At 51.1% G+C, this 14,642-nt stretch carries 12 protein-coding genes and 1 riboswitch; of the genes, 9 read left to right on the top strand and 3 right to left on the bottom strand.

Annotated features, from left to right (window positions below):
* Nucleotides 1-53 precede the first annotated feature (53 nt).
* The 3 genes from KNV97_RS05845 (at nucleotide 54) to KNV97_RS05835 (ending at nucleotide 2,897) form a co-directional block, all read left to right on the top strand.
* On the top strand, nucleotides 54-1,628 hold the full coding sequence (locus tag KNV97_RS05845; protein WP_218561771.1) for an EAL domain-containing protein: 1,575 nt from the start codon (nucleotides 54-56) through the stop codon (nucleotides 1,626-1,628).
* A gap of 104 nt (nucleotides 1,629-1,732) precedes the next feature.
* Complete coding sequence (locus tag KNV97_RS05840) at nucleotides 1,733-2,281, top strand: AAA family ATPase (RefSeq protein ID WP_256611578.1); 549 nt, start codon at nucleotides 1,733-1,735, stop codon at nucleotides 2,279-2,281.
* Between the two features lie 130 nt (nucleotides 2,282-2,411).
* On the top strand, nucleotides 2,412-2,897 hold the full coding sequence (locus tag KNV97_RS05835; RefSeq protein ID WP_218561770.1) for a nucleoside deaminase: 486 nt from the start codon (nucleotides 2,412-2,414) through the stop codon (nucleotides 2,895-2,897).
* 19 nt (nucleotides 2,898-2,916) lie between these two features.
* On the opposite strand, the gene amrA is transcribed toward KNV97_RS05835, so the two are convergent.
* Nucleotides 2,917-3,507, bottom strand: coding sequence for an AmmeMemoRadiSam system protein A (gene amrA, locus KNV97_RS05830; RefSeq protein ID WP_218561769.1), 591 nt, complete (start codon nucleotides 3,505-3,507; stop codon nucleotides 2,917-2,919).
* Nucleotides 3,485-4,300, bottom strand: coding sequence for an AmmeMemoRadiSam system protein B (amrB, locus tag KNV97_RS05825; RefSeq protein WP_218561768.1), 816 nt, complete (start codon nucleotides 4,298-4,300; stop codon nucleotides 3,485-3,487). Before amrB ends, amrA begins: the two co-directional genes overlap by 23 nt.
* A gap of 73 nt (nucleotides 4,301-4,373) precedes the next feature.
* Here amrB and amrS point away from each other — a divergent pair, with 73 nt between their 5' ends.
* Nucleotides 4,374-5,459 carry an AmmeMemoRadiSam system radical SAM enzyme gene (gene amrS / locus KNV97_RS05820; RefSeq protein ID WP_218561767.1) on the top strand — a complete coding sequence of 362 codons (1,086 nt, stop codon included), beginning with the start codon at nucleotides 4,374-4,376 and terminating at the stop codon, nucleotides 5,457-5,459.
* 22 nt (nucleotides 5,460-5,481) lie between these two features.
* On the opposite strand, the gene KNV97_RS05815 is transcribed toward amrS, so the two are convergent.
* The gene (locus KNV97_RS05815; protein WP_218561766.1) at nucleotides 5,482-6,867 is read right to left on the bottom strand and encodes an FAD-binding oxidoreductase; all 1,386 of its coding nucleotides are present in this window, start codon (nucleotides 6,865-6,867) and stop codon (nucleotides 5,482-5,484) included.
* A 341-nt stretch (nucleotides 6,868-7,208) separates the two neighbouring features.
* Nucleotides 7,209-7,410: riboswitch (cobalamin riboswitch) on the top strand.
* 104 nt (nucleotides 7,411-7,514) lie between these two features.
* Between KNV97_RS05815 and KNV97_RS05810 the strand changes: the two genes are divergently transcribed.
* The 5 genes from KNV97_RS05810 (at nucleotide 7,515) to KNV97_RS05790 (ending at nucleotide 14,621) form a co-directional block, all read left to right on the top strand.
* The gene (locus KNV97_RS05810) at nucleotides 7,515-11,831 is read left to right on the top strand and encodes a cobaltochelatase subunit CobN (protein WP_218561765.1); all 4,317 of its coding nucleotides are present in this window, start codon (nucleotides 7,515-7,517) and stop codon (nucleotides 11,829-11,831) included.
* Nucleotides 11,828-12,298 (top strand): MotA/TolQ/ExbB proton channel family protein, encoded by a 471-nt coding sequence (locus KNV97_RS05805; protein ID WP_218561764.1) that lies wholly within the window; start codon nucleotides 11,828-11,830, stop codon nucleotides 12,296-12,298. Before KNV97_RS05810 ends, KNV97_RS05805 begins: the two co-directional genes overlap by 4 nt.
* Nucleotides 12,285-12,605: a DUF2149 domain-containing protein gene (locus KNV97_RS05800; RefSeq protein WP_218561763.1), complete on the top strand. Its 321-nt coding sequence runs from the start codon at nucleotides 12,285-12,287 to the stop codon at nucleotides 12,603-12,605. Before KNV97_RS05805 ends, KNV97_RS05800 begins: the two co-directional genes overlap by 14 nt.
* A 269-nt stretch (nucleotides 12,606-12,874) precedes the next feature.
* Nucleotides 12,875-13,543 carry a winged helix-turn-helix domain-containing protein gene (locus KNV97_RS05795; RefSeq protein WP_136487404.1) on the top strand — a complete coding sequence of 223 codons (669 nt, stop codon included), beginning with the start codon at nucleotides 12,875-12,877 and terminating at the stop codon, nucleotides 13,541-13,543.
* A gap of 187 nt (nucleotides 13,544-13,730) precedes the next feature.
* A complete protein-coding gene (locus tag KNV97_RS05790; RefSeq protein ID WP_218561762.1) occupies nucleotides 13,731-14,621 on the top strand; it encodes a LysR family transcriptional regulator in 891 nt (296 codons plus the stop codon).
* Nucleotides 14,622-14,642: the final 21 nt, after the last annotated feature.

Below are 14,642 nucleotides of genomic sequence, written 5' to 3'. Positions count from 1 at the left end.
AACAAACGATCAATAGTAATACCACTCAGAAATTGTCCTGCCTTGACGTGGAAATGGATATAGTAAAACGTTTTTATCAATGCTTAGTTTTTTTGACTATCACTGTCATTACAATCTTAGTCGTTGATTATATTACTTATCATATTCAGAAAGACGAACAACTGAGATTTAATCAACTTGCCTATGAAGAAGCGGTGCAAGTCGCCGAGCAAATTATCGCGGTATTGAATACAGCGCAGACTTTGCCACAGCCTAAATGTGACTCAGAGACCTTAAATTCTCTCAGAGTACTCACTCACCATAACAGTAAAATTTATGACCTCGGCCTTATCGAAGGCGATACCGTGATGTGCTCTGCAAACTGGGGCAAACTGGGTCCGATTAAAATTGCTTCCAATAATGAAACTGCATTTTTAAGCTTTGTGTTTTACTCACAAGTCAGTCATCTGTTTCCGACCGATCAAACCTATAGCCTGGTACAAAAAGGTCGGTTTTTCTCTGTCGATGAACCCAATCTCTATGCATCTTTGATAAGACAGCAACCTCATTTCTGGTTTCAAATAAGCACCCATGATGGCCAGCACGTGTTTTATCGTTATCAACCAAACAAATCAAAGAAACTATTATTCCCGCCATTAGAAATACATACGAAGTTATGTCATGATGATTACAATTTCTGTGTCTATATTGATAATTACGCTGCAGGGTTAGCGCATTATCCTCCTGGCATATTTTTTGTTTTATTATTCATCGCAGGGTTGTTTGGTCTTATTGCCACCTATGCCTGGTTCAGTTTTTTTCAAAAGCGTAATTATCTGGAAAGCCGCTTTCGTAAAGCATTAAAAGAGAAAAGCTTAACTATGGAGTACCAACCAGTAATCGCGGTGAATGACCGCCACATTATTGGTGTTGAAAGCTTGGTACGCTGGCATGACAGCAAGTTTGGCCGAGTATCTCCTGAAGTATTTATTGCTATTGCAGAAAAGCTGCATCTTTATCCGAAGTTATCTTATTTTATCGCCGAACACTCGGTTACAGAAATGGCGCCGATATTACAGAGGTATCCAACCTTTGCATTGGGCATAAATATTGATACCTATGAAATACAGGATCAGAAATACCTGCCTTACCTGTTTGAACTGGTTCAATGCTACAACATTAATCCGGATCAGATCAAAATCGAGATCACCGAGCGCATTTCTCTGCCACTAACTGAACTGTCGGATTTTTCCCAACGGGCAAAATCGTTCGGTTTTAATGTGGTGCTGGATGATTTCGGCACCGGTGTCGCCAACCTGGTGTGGCTGACCGAGCTCGATTTTGACTTTATCAAAGTAGACCGGATTTTTGTGAATGCATTGAATTACGATGTGAAACGCAAGATGGTTGGGCCGATAATGGAACTGCTCACCAGTTTAAACCGACCAGTGATATTTGAAGGGGTTGAAACCCAGCGCGAGCACGACATCATCAAGCAAAACTGCCATTGGGGCTATATTCAGGGTTGGTACTTTTACCGTTCAATGCCGAAACCCGAACTGGACCAACTGCTGGCTAAGCAAGCGTTAACGCCCGGGATTCACAATGGCCCACAGACACCAAATCTGGCACAACTAAAAGTAATTTAATAACCGACGATCTTTTCGCTCACTTTAAGTCATCTATCTTTACCGCCCTACCTGGGTGCTCTTGGCTATGCTTAAAACAACACAAAAACGCAACCGAGGCACTGATGAAAAAGCCATTACAAGTGGTAGTAACCGGAGGCCCTGGCGGCGGTAAAACCACCGCTCTGGATCTGTTTCGACGCGAACTGGGAAAGCAGATCGTTGTGGTCCCCGAAGCGGCAACGCTGCTGTTTTCAGGCGGCGTAACCCGCTGTAATAACGAGCAGGCGATAAAAATGGTGCAGAAAACCATTTTTCAGCTGCAGAGAAACCTGGAAGATATTCATAAACTGCAGTATCCGGACCGTTTATTAGTCTGTGATCGTGGCTCTCTCGATGGCCTCGCCTATTGGCCCAATTCGGAAAGTGACTTCTTCAAGCAGGTTAACTCCACTTTCGAGAAAGAGATCGCCCGCTACGACGCCGTGATCTTTTTGAGTCAGCCGCGGCTTCGGGTAAAGACATCAGCAGCAATAATCCAACCCGTAATGAATCTCTGGCTCAGGCGGCCAAGTTGGATAAAAAGTTACAGCGTATCTGGTCACGCCATCCACACTTTTATTTTGTCGGCAGCTCCGAATCCTTTGTCAGAAAAATCATGTTCGGCATTATGACGCTGGAGAATGTGATTAATCGCTACCCTGCGCCTTAAGCGGGTTCAAGCGGATTTGTGGCAAAGCATGTTAGAACGACATCCTATATAATTCGTGACTTCACTTTCCTTAACAACTGCGGATCATCATTATGTGTCAAACGGTGCCAACCCATCTCGATCAATATTTTCAGCTCGCCTGCGATACCACCATCGAAGGTTTGAGAAAAGGCACCGGCGGCCCATTTGGCGCCACATTAGTACGCAACGGTGAAGTCATTTGTGCGGTCGGCAATACGGTGTTGGAACAAACCGATATTTCCGGCCATGCCGAAATGGTCGCAGTGCGACAGGGGTGTAAAAAACTCGACACCCTGGATCTGTCCGATTGTGTGATGTACGCCACCTGTGAGCCGTGCCCGATGTGTGTCGCGGTGATGATGTGGGCCGGTATCAAAACCTGTTATTACGCGTCGTCACACCGTGATGCGGCCGCGCATGGCTTTTCCGACCAACACCTGCGTGATTACCTTGATGGCTCGGACAAATCGGCCTTCGACATGATTCATGTCACTCAGGGAAGAGAAGACTGTCAGGCCATCTGGGATGAGTTCACCCGGCTGAGTGCTAAACCATAAGGTGTTAACACGAGCGAATTTATACCGAGCCTGCGTTGTCACTGATGACCGTGGTCGCAAATAAATGGATGTCGATGTCCTTGCTCCAATAGCCCGGCGGCCAGCCACCTTTGGCTTTTAACGCGGCCACGAACTGATCGGGCTCGGGCAAGGCTTGCCATACCGAGGGCAGGAAGACGGCGCGATGACGCTGATCTTCAAGCAATAAGCCATCGATGGCTGGCCTGAGCCGCTGCAACAATTCAACCTCACCCAGATTTTCGACGGGAGTGAACGTAGACAATACTGAAACCTCAACGCTTAATCCCGCCTTGTCTTGCACTGTCAGCGGCGCAAAGCGCGCGTCTTTAAATCCACTGGCGTAAGCATTGTGACAGACGTTTTTCCATAACGCTTCATCGGCCGACAACGAACCAATACAGCCGCGCAGTTGCCCGTTGTGATGCAGAGTAACAAAGCTGGCGGCAGGTTGGCTCAGGGTTTCACTTTGCGGCGCATTCGGCAGCTGAAAGCCCCGACCAGCGAGCGCCTGTTCCAACACCTGCCACACCAAATCGAGCAATGCCCGGCGCTCGTCATCGCTGAGCTTAATACAAGACAAAACTGGCATAGCCCACCACTTCCTCATCAGCCTTGACAGCGCGATGCTTGCGTTTTGCCATCACCTCACCTGAGTTGGTCTGAGCCAGACACTCAATCTGCCAGGCCTGATCTCGGGCCAATTCCAGTAAGCCGTTAATGGCATAGCAGCCACAAGCCTGGTGAGAATGAATATCCGTACTCAGGGCAGACACCCGCTCAACCGTATCGGCGTCAATACGCTGCGCCTCCTGATAAGGATGATAATGACTCAGGTCACTGCTCACCACGATCAACGTCTGGTCTCCTAACGATGATAACGTCAGTATTTGTTTCAGCTTAGTCGGCTCACTCGGACCGACCACCAACGGCAAGACAGTAAAGTTGGCAAGGCAATGCTGCAAAAACGGCAGTTGCACTTCCAGTGCATGCTCCCAATGATGAGCGCGCTCAGATTGAATCACCAATTGCCGCTGCAATAACATTTCAACACCTGCCTTATCAATCTTTACCTCACCTAAAGGCGTGATAAACACATCACTGTCAGGTACAGCTGCGCCCTGCAAGGCGACATGATGACTGGGGCCGAGCAACACAACATGAGTGATCACCGAACGAAACGGTGCCAGACACTGATACGCCTGTGCGGCCACCTCACCGGAATAAAAGTAGCCGGCGTGAGGAACAATCAGCGCCTTAGGCTGATTGTATTGCCGATGTCCAGAGGCAGGTTCATGGCCCAGATAGAGCGTCATTTGACGTCTCAGTTCATTCGGGGTGCTCGGATAAAACTTTCCGGCCACGGCGGCGTCACGATACTTCATTAGCTTTGTGCCCACATCCCATCAACTATACTTTCAGTGTAGGTCATGATGCAGCAGACAGAAGGTATCGGTTATGCAAGGTTCTCCACCCGACTATTTCCCGACCCGTTACTGGCATAAACTGGCCGATGGCCGGGTATGCTGCGATGTCTGCCCGCGCCAATGCACCCTGCGTGAGGGCAAACGCGGCGCCTGCTTTGTGCGTATTCATCACCAGGGCGAGATCGTTCTGACCAGTTACGGCCGTTCATCCGGCTTCTGTATTGATCCGATTGAAAAGAAACCGCTCAACCATTTTTATCCCGGATCCAGCGTACTGAGTTTCGGGACGGCTGGTTGTAACCTCAGCTGTCAGTTTTGTCAGAACTGGGATATCAGCAAATCACGCCAGTTCGATACCCTTTGCGATACCGCGATGCCCGAGGAACTGGCGCAAACCGCACTCAAATACGGCTGCAAAAGTCTGGCGTTTACTTATAACGATCCTGTGGTGTTTATGGAGTATGCCATGGATACTGCGCTCGCCGCGCACCAACTCGGACTGAAAAGCGTGGCAGTCAGTGCCGGATATATCTGTGACCAGCCAAGAGAAGCGTTTTATCGCTGTATGGACGCCGCTAATATCGATTTAAAAGGCTTCAGCGAGCATTTCTATCACAAGATCTGCCATGGCCATCTACAACCGGTGCTCGATACGCTGCTCTATCTGAAACAAGAAACGGATGTGTGGCTGGAAATCACCACCTTACTGATCCCGGATGAAAACGACAGCGATCAGGAGCTGCATGCGATGTGTCAGTGGATTGCCGACCATCTCGGCCCGGATATCCCCTTGCATTTCAGCGCCTTTCATCCCGACTTTAAAATGCGCAATAAGCCGAGAACACCGCTCGATACCTTGCTGCGCGCCCGCGCTATCGCCCTTGCTCACGGCCTGCACTTTGTCTATTGCGGCAACGTACATGATCCTGCCTCGGATGCCACCTATTGCCCGGCATGCCATCAACGGGTGATTGAACGTGACTGGTATCAGCTTGGTGATTATGCCCTCGACGACACCGGGCACTGCCTTCATTGCGGGCATCAGCTGCCCGGCCGTTTTGCCGGGCCACGCGAAAATTTCGGACCGCGCCGCATCCCGGTCGCGATCCATCGTTAGCGTGGCATAGACCGATCCGCCGTCAGGCGGGCTTGATATTCTGGTTCATACGGAACAAATTATCCGGGTCATATTTTTTCTTGATCGCCTGCAATCGCTTGAAGGTCGGTCCGTAAGCGGATTCGGTGCGGTCGGCTTCATCCTGAGTGAGAAAATTAATGTAGGCCCCGCCACTGGCAAATGGTTTGCTTTTTCTGAAAAATTCACGCGCCCACTCAATACAGGCTTCATCATCTTCTTTCGCATCCCAGCGACCGTGAACATTGAGTACATAATTAGCATCACGGCTGGAATATGCCATCGCATCCGGTTCGGGGCGTCCGGTGGCACAGCCCAGTGAGGCAATAAAAATTTCGCACTGCGGCGATGGCAGGCTGGCCGCATACTCAATCGCGCAATCAATCGCACCTTCACTTAGCTCAGTAAAGTTATGTGATTTCCAATAATTGCGAGCCCCCGGCGTCAGCAAGGGATCAAACGCCTGTTGCCAGTCACAGAATGGCTGCACGCCAATATGTTCACCATGCACATCACCAAACTGACGTAATGGCGCAATCAGTTTTTCGCCTTCCGCCGGATCGCCGACGTAGCACATCGCCAGAGCAATGATTTCCTTACCATGCACGTCTTCGGATAAAAACGGCAGTGGCGGTGCTTTACGGGCCACCATCCACACGCTCAGTTCATCCGGCGCGGTTTGGGTAAAGCGGGCAAACTGCGTCAGAATCGATTTGGCCTGCGCAAAAGGGAATACCATCAAGCCGCTCAATACATTTGGCCCCACCGGATGCAGTTTGAACTCAAACTGGGTCACGATGCCAAAGTTACCGCCGCCGCCGCGCAGCCCCCAAAACAGGTCGCTGTTTTCTGTTTCGCTGGCGAGGATCTGACGCCCGTCCGCAGTGACGACGTGAGCACTGACCAGACTATCGATGGTCATGCCATACTTGCGGCTCAGCCAACCGAATCCACCACCCAGGGTTAAACCGGCAATCCCGGTAGTGGAATTGATGCCGACCGGCATTGCCAGCCCATGCTTCTGGGTCGCCCCGTCCACATCAGCCAGGGTGCAGCCCGGACCGACTCTCGCCAGACGCTTATCGGGATCAACTTCGACCTGATTCAATAGCGACAGATCAATCATCAGACCTTCATCGCACACAGCATTACCCGCAATATTGTGGCCGCCACCGCGCACGGACAATAACAGTTGGTGCTCGCGGGCCAGATTAACCGCCAACACCACATCGTCCGCACATGTGCAGCGTGCGATGATACCGGGTTTACGGTCAATCATGGCATTCCAGATTTGACGAACTTCTTCAAAGGCGGGATCGGTCGGCAAAATAACTTCACCACCAAATTGATTTTTAAAAGCCTCAATTTCTGAGTTTTGTAAGTTTTTCATACGATTTACCTCTCATGTTTTCCATGAGTCATCGCAACAGTGAAACCAAGCTAATTCGAACTGCGTCCAGCGTACTATTTATCAGACTTAGAGTTAGCGTACCTGTGTCGTGCTTAATCGCGACAGCGCCCGAAATGATGCAGGCACTTTATGAGTTAAAAGCCTAGCAGAAAGAAACCTCTTTATTTGAGTGGATAAAAAAATTAGCCCCCATAGATAATTCAGAACAAATAAAAATCATAGCTTTATAACAACAATATAAAATGATAAAAATATTAATTAATCGATAAAACCCATTCACACAGCCAAGCCGTGTTGACCTTTCAATCAGAACTCTCTATAACTACGCGTTTCGAGCTGGATGCAAAATTCTCATCCGCATCAAGGAAGATGGTGTAATTCCGTCACTGTACCCGCAACTGTAAATAGCCAGCCAATTGAGCGTTATTCATTTTTAGCAGCCGCTTGTTCTAAACAGTCACTTTGCTTTTGAAAATGCGTTCCTGGTTACAAGTCAGATACTTGAAGCTCAAATTTTACCAAGCAACACCGGGCGGGAAGACCTGGTACTGGTTTATGATTGGCTTCGCCCATAATGTCAGTAGTCAGTTTTCTTTGCCTTAAGGTTTATTCTCCTTGAGGTAACAATGCGTTTTCTATTTGTGTTATTTTTCGGGTTGTTCACGGCTCAGGCCGTAGCGTCCCCCACTCTGTTTCTGCTGGTGTCACAGCGTAATGCTGAGACGATTGCCCAGGCAGCGCAGCAATTTTCCTCCGCGCACGATAACCCGATTATCGCCCGCTCAGATACTCAATGGCTGGAAATGTCCCCGGACGACAGACAGCGGATCCTTAAACAAGCCGATGCTATGGTCGGTATTGGTCTGTTTGGTGCATCCGTCAGTGAAGTCGCCAGTGATCTCCAACGCCACTCGCCATCGCAGGTGATGATTTTCAGCAGCGATCACCGTCTGATCCAGCTCAGCCACAGTGAGCGGGCGCGTCCGTTTGCGAATAGCGATGAAGTGACCGAAATAGCCGCCACACGTCCGGGGGATGATCTGTCACCCTGGCTGAAGAGCTTAAAACAGCAATATCCCAAACAGCGCGACTGGCTCGACGCGCGCGCCTACTGGCAGGCCGGCGGAGTCCATAATACCGTTGAGCTGATGCGCTGGATGAGTCATCAGGTCGACGGAAACATCACCCTTCACCCGCCGCAACCGCAGCCACGCCTGCAATGGTGGTATCAGGGTCAGTATGTAGAAACGCTGCCGGAGCTGAGTCCGGACAAAGCCGTGGTCACGCTTATCGATCACTCAGGCTCTGACCGTCCGGGCGATCGTCTGGTCTTTCAGAATCTGTGTGACACTATCAGCCGTTACGATGACGTGCATTGTCTGGTCGCTCTGGCCAGTTGGGGCGCGCCTAGCCTTGAAGCAGTGCAAAGCCTGAAAACGCTCAGCGCGCCGCTGGCCGCGATTGTGATGTTACAAGACTTCGTTATCGGTGGCGGTGAAGGACGTGAGCAGGCAACCCGGGTATTATCTGAACTGAATGTACCGGTGCTCAAAGCCCTCAAGCTGCGTGACCGCACTGAGCAGGAATGGCTTAACTCGTCCGACGGCCTCGCCTCAGATAAAGTCTACTATCAGGTTTCCATGCCGGAAATTCAGGGAGTCAGCCAGCCGATCGTAGTGGCAACGGCGGGTGACATTCAGGATGACGCCATCAGCGGCATTCGGATTCAACCGATCAGCAGCGCGCAGGATGGCATTGATCTCATCAGCCAACGGGTCCATCGCTGGCATCAGTTGCAGGTTAAAAAGAATCGCGATAAGAAGATCGCGATCATCTACTATAACCACCCCCCAGGTCGCCACAATATCGGCGCCGATAACCTCGATGTCCCGGCCAGTTTGTGGCAAATCCTGCAATCGTTACAAACCCAGGGTTACGATGTCGGCACCCTGCCAGAGAGCCAGGAAGCACTGCTGGACCAGATTCAGCAACGCGGGGTCAATTTACCCAATGACCGAGCGGCACTGGATGCGATGAGCAGCAATATTTTATCCATGACCGCTGAGCAGTATCAGCCTTACTTTGCTTCTCTGCCGGGTGAGGTTCAGCAAGAGATCATCTACGGTCCGATGGGACGCCTGCATGCCCAGCTCAAATTTAACCTTGAGCACAAACAGACCGACTTTGCGCGTCAGCTACTTAACTCAACGATTGAAGAGATGTTCCATCTGATTGAAGGGGTGGATCATCCGGGCCGCGCCCGCGCTCTGGCGCTGCTCAATCAACTGCGGGATACCTATCAGCAGGAGTTGGAGTCTTACTCAGAACAAGGCTGGCAACAGGCACAAACTATTATTAATGCGTTAGGTAAAATCGGCATCGAAGCGTTAGGTGGCTGGGGCCAAGCACCGGGCAACGTGATGGTGCATGACGGCAAAATGCTGCTGCCGGGCCTGCAATTTGGCAACATCTTTATCGGACCGCAGCCGCCGCGTGGCTGGGAAGTGAACGAAGAGCTGCTGCATGCCAACCTGGCTTTCCCGCCGCCGCACCAGTATCTGGCCTTTTACCACTACCTGCGCGATATTTTTCAAGCCGATGCCATGGTGCATCTTGGTCGCCACTCGACCTATGAATTTCTGCCGCATCGCTCAGTCGGTCTGGCCGGAGACGACTACTCGCGCCTTATCGCGGCCGATATTCCCGGCGTCTACCCGTATATCGTGGATGGAGTGGGTGAAGGCATCCAGGCCAAACGCCGCGGCCTGGCTGTGATGGTCGATCATCTGACGCCGCCACTGGAAAGTACGCCATTATATGATGAACTGCTGCAGCTGCGTCAGCTGATCGAAAGCTACGAGGCCAACCGCGATAACCAGAACCAATCACTGCCGAAAACCCTGATCAAACGCATTCGCGATAAAGTCGACACACTGGATCTGCGCGATGAACTGGCGCAGTCGATGTCAGCCGAACTGGCAGTGATGGGCATCAGTTTTGAGGAAGTAGACGATGCGATGCTGGTACATGAGATCGGCCACTACCTCACCAGCCTGCAGGAAAAATTCATGCCTTACGGTTTACATATCTTTGGTAAACCGTGGCAGGATAACGCAATTGAAATGATGCTGGCCTCAATGTCGGCCAAAGATGGTCAGCCGCATCAGGAATGGCGTGATAACCTGACCGACTCGCCAAAACAGGAGATGATCAGCCTGCTGGCCGGTCTCAATGGCCAGTTCATTAAACCAGGTAAAGGTAACGACCCTATCCGCAGTCCGGAAAGTCTGCCGACCGGGCGTAACTTCTACGCCCTGGATAACAGCCTGATCCCAAGTAAAGTCGCCTGGCAGATTGGCCAGAGCATGGCGCAGGATGCACGCCGGTCAAACCCGTTTCAGGCTGACAAACGTGAAGCTCAGGTGTTGTGGGCATCAGACGTAGTGCGCGACGAAGGGGTAATGGTTGCCTTTGCGCTCGATATGCTGGGATTTGAACCGGTATGGAACAGCCGTGGCCTTGTCACCGGTCTGCGCTCACAAGCGCTGCAGCCAGGACGACACCGCCGTGACATGGTGTTTACCACCTCTGGTCTGTTCCGCGATCTGTATGCCAAACAGCTGCACCTGTTAGATCAGGCCGTGCTTTTGGCACTGGATGCCTCGGCCGATGAGATCATTGCCAAGTACCCGGCACTGACGGAAGCACTCAACAGCGCTTTATCACCGCTTGGTAAGCTGCAACGCGGCGGCAGCGAATCACTGCAAGTCAACCAGGTTGCCGCTCATTGGGTGGAAGATACCCGCGCGCAAATCAGCCAGGGGATTACGGCCAAACAAGCGGCCAAACTCAGCACGCTGCGTATTTTTGGCGATGCGCCGGGCAGTTATGGTGCCGGAGTCAACCGTCTGGTCGAACGTTCCGGAGCCTGGCAGCAACGTGAAGAACTGGCGGATGTCTACCTGCGCCGTCTCGGCCACGCCTACACCTCTGATTCATACGGTCTGCCGGCACAAGAGACGTTTAAGCACGTGCTGTCCAATGTGCAAAATACCTATTTTGGCCGCTCCAGTAACCTCTACGGTTTGATTGATAACAACGATGCGTTTGACTACCTCGGTGGTCTGAGCCTGGCGGTCGAAAGCCTGTCCGGGCAGGCACCGAATAACTTTGTACTCAACCACGCCGACCCTGAAAATATCATCACTCAACCGCTTAGTCTGGCATTACGCCAGGAGTTACGTGGCCGATTCCTTAATCCGGAGTGGCTGCAAGGACTGATGAAACATGGCTACGCGGGCGCACGAACCATGGGTTCTGAGTTTCTTGAATACCTGTGGGGCTGGCAGGTGACCAACCCGTCTCTGGTCGGAAATTGGGCCTGGGAAGAAGTGAAAGATGTCTATCTCGATGACCGCTATGACATCGGCATCGATGAGTTTCTCAAGCAAGGTCACAACGTCCAGGTACGTACCAACATGCTGGCAATTATGCTGGTCGCGATTAACAAAGGCTTCTGGGATGCATCGCCGCAAACCATTCGTGACATCGCGACCGACTTTGCCCAGTCAGTCGCTGAGCACGGTTTACCGGGCAGCGGACATACCAAGCCCGATCATCCGATGATGCCGTGGCTGGAACAATACCTGCAGCCCAAAGACTGGCAGGCACTTAAATCTGTCCTCGACCAGGCATTACAACCTGAACAGAAACAGCAGGAACAACACTCAATTAAAGAGCTGACCATCAGTCAGGACAATCAGCCCAATGAGGCGCCAACCGCTCCTCAGCAATCCGGCGACGCCGAGCAGCAAGAAAGCCAGGGCGAAACCGAGATTCCGGACTGGTACTGGCTGATTGGGCTACTGGCCGTACTGACTCTGGTGGTTGCCTGGAGACGCAACCGTCACATTACACTGAAAATGAAAGGAAAAATGTCATGATTCATGGTCTGACAATCGGCATACTTCATCATGTTGTCGAATGGTTACTGTACCCGGTGTTGCTCGCGCTTGGCATCGCTTTACTGGCGGTGATCTGGGAGGCTGGCACCTTCATCAGTGAGGGGTTAGGCAGCCTGCGTCATCTCTCCCCGACCAATATCGGACTGTTTGCTGACTACGCGGAAAAACGCCTCGAGCGGGTGGATCTGCTGTCGCGTACCGGCCCGATTCTTGGCCTGATGGGCACCCTGATCCCACTGGGGCCAGGACTGGCGGCGCTGTCAAACGGGGACCTTTCTCAACTCGCCACCGCGATGATGGTGGCGTTTGATACCACAGTACTTGGCCTCGGCATCGGCCTGGTCGGCTACACGCTCGGTCGGGTCAGACGCCGCTGGTATGAGCAAATCTTCCAGCAACTGGAATCGGGGCAGGCAAACGCGGAGGCGCTCCATGAACCAGCCTAAGCATCATCCGCGTCCGTGGGAGCGCAGGCGTTTTGCCGAACAGGATGTCGACCCGTTATCCGGCTTTGCCAACCTGATGGATGTGATGCTGGTATTTGCCCTCGGACTGATGGTCGCACTTATCAGCCAGAGCCAGTCGCTGCAGCAGCATTTTGGTCTGGAAACCGTATCGGTAACCACCAGCGAAGAACTGATTGACATGCCGGAAAGTATGCAGGGTAGCGGCACGGATCAAGACGGGATGGAATCGGTCGGCAAAGTCTACCGCGACGCCCGCACCGGTAAGCTGATCTTAATCGGCAATTAACGGCGACGATCAATCGGCATCAGCCTTAGGAAGACATCAAGAACAGGGGCAGGATGTTATGTCATGCTGCCCCTGTTCTAAGTTCTGTTTTGGCGACCACATCCCAGCCGAGGCGTGGTCGCCCAACTAATATCAATAACTATTAAGAGGTTAAAGTTTTTTATTAATTAGCTGACCTAATAATACCATTCAGATAAAACCACTAATTATCATTGTCCATTCGTTTATAATCCCAGTAAATTCAATAACTATCATAATTATTTATTGCAATGATGTTGGGCACGTTTCAAACCAAAGTCAGTCAGGTAAAGGCTATCATTAATGGTCAGCTGGTTTTTAAATCAGAAATCAATACGTTAACGATTGCCGGACAAGATTATATCCTGGGTGAAAATGAAAGCCGGTTACTACACTTTTTTATCCTTAATCCACATCGCAGTATCAGTCGCGATGAGCTGTATGATTACGTCTGGAAAGCAAGAGGCTTTGAGGTCGATGATTCCAGCCTGACCCAGGCGGTATCGACGCTGCGTAAGAACCTGCGTGATTCCGCCAGAAGTCCGAAATGTATCCGCACCGAACCTAAAATAGGTTATCGATTTATCGCGGACGTAACTATTGTCGAACCTGATGTACGTTCACTGGCAGAGGATGACGCCGGTCAGCCGTTGTCAGAGGTCGTTGCGCCGCAGATGAGCGCTCAGCCACGGGTCACAAAACCTGCGCTACAAAATAACAGCGGCGCCACTCCGCCTGCACCCGAATGCCAGATAACGCCGGGCACAGCAGAGGCGGCCACAATCGCCGCTAATAACAAAGTTACCCGTCTGTTTTTTCTGTCACTGATTACCTTGCTGTTGCTGATCTCGACGCTGATTTCGATGAACGTCAATAACTCGCGCTATGTGCTGTTTTACCTGCTCGATCTGCTGCAATAACTGGTAAGCACAAGCAGACTCAGCAACGAGAACTGGCAACTTCAATCTTAGCCATTACCGCTTCAAGACGAGCCAAATCAGCAGCTGCCCTGAGCATCAACTTAATCAGAATAACGCAATTTTAAATGGTCTTCGCTGCCTTGATTAGATAGGATAATCATCATGAGTTAATAAGAAATACTAATAAATGATTCGCGAAAACTTTAATGATCTCTACGCCTTTGTCATTGTGGCGCAGGAAAGAAGCTTTACCAAGGCGGCAGCTAAGCTCGGTGTGACTCAGTCAGCCTTAAGCCAGACCATTCGTTCACTGGAAGAACGCCTCAATCTTCGTTTACTGGCCCGCACCACGCGCAGCGTATCGCCGACCGCAGCGGGTGAAAAACTGATGGGCTCCTTAGAGCAGCATTTCAGCGACATTTCTTCTCATGTGTCTGAGTTATCTATTTTCAAAGATACGCCGGTCGGTAACATTCGCCTCACCTGTGGCGAACACGCATTCGACAGCGTAATTTACGCTAAACTGGCTAAATTTATTGCCCAGTACCCAGACATTCATGTCGAAGTACACATGGACAACACCTTGACTAATATCGTCGATCAACGTTTTGATGCCGGTGTCCGATTGGGTGACATGGTTGAAAAAGATATGATCGCAATACCAGTCGGCCCGCCGATGCGTGTGGCCGTGGTCGGCTCGCCCGATTACTTCACCCGTTTTGATAAACCGACACAGCCGAAAGATCTGCTCGAACATTCCTGCCTCAATCTGCGCCTGCCGACATCCGGCGGTAATCTGATCTGGGAATTTGACCATAACGGACAAACGATCAACATCCGTCCCAAAGGTCAGCTGACGTTCAATACTTATATGCCAATTGTCCGCTCAGCCCTATCCGGACTTGGCCTGGCATACTTAACCGAAGACATCGTCGATGAATACGTCGAACGCGGTGAACTGGTCAAAGTGCTGCAAGAGTGGTGCGATCCGTTTCCCGGCTACTACCTCTATTACCCGAGCCGTAAACAACCGTTGCATGCCTTCAAGCTGTTGATTGAGGCATTGCGCCACGACTAAACAGTGCTCGAAACAATGAAA

The sequence above is a fragment of the Vibrio ostreae genome (genome assembly GCF_019226825.1).
GTDB classification, from domain to species: Bacteria; Pseudomonadota; Gammaproteobacteria; order Enterobacterales; family Vibrionaceae; genus Vibrio; species Vibrio ostreae.
This window is presented reverse-complemented; position numbering and strand designations above follow the sequence as displayed.